Genomic DNA, 517 nt, shown 5'->3' with positions numbered 1-517 from the left:
GGAACAGCCTAAACCAAAGAGCTTGCTCTTTGGGGTTGTGGGACGTCTCACTAGGAGTAAGAAAAGCGATTGTTAGATGAAGAGGTCTGGAAAGGCCCGCCATAGAAGGTAACAGCCCTGTAATTAAAAGTGATTGCTCTCCGAGACGGATCCCGAGTACCGCGGGTCACGTGAAACCCCGTGGGAATCTGGCAGGACCATCTGCTAAGGCTAAATACTACCTGGCGACCGATAGTGAAGCAGTACCGTGAGGGAAAGGTGAAAAGCACCCCGGAAGGGGAGTGAAAAAGATCCTGAAACCGTGTGCTTACAAAAAGTCAGAGCCCTTTTTATGGGTGATGGCGTGCCTTTTGTAGAATGAACCGGCGAGTTACGTTTGCGTGCAAGGTTAAGGTGGAAAGCCGTAGCCGAAGCGAAAGCGAGTCTGAATAGGGCGCTTAAGTACGTAGACGTAGACCCGAAACCGTGTGATCTACCCCTGTCCAGGGTGAAGGTGCGGTAACACGCACTGGAGGCC

General features: G+C 52.0%; 1 rRNA gene. It reads left to right on the top strand.

Annotated features, from left to right (window positions below):
- A 23S ribosomal RNA gene (locus QP775_RS25555) occupies positions 1–517 on the top strand; the annotation flags it as partial.

It is taken from the genome of Paenibacillus sp. UMB4589-SE434, from assembly GCF_030226685.1.
GTDB lineage: Bacteria > Bacillota > Bacilli > Paenibacillales > Paenibacillaceae > Paenibacillus_B.
The sequence above is the reverse complement of the archived record's forward strand: the minus strand, read 5'-3'. Positions and strand labels throughout refer to the sequence as shown.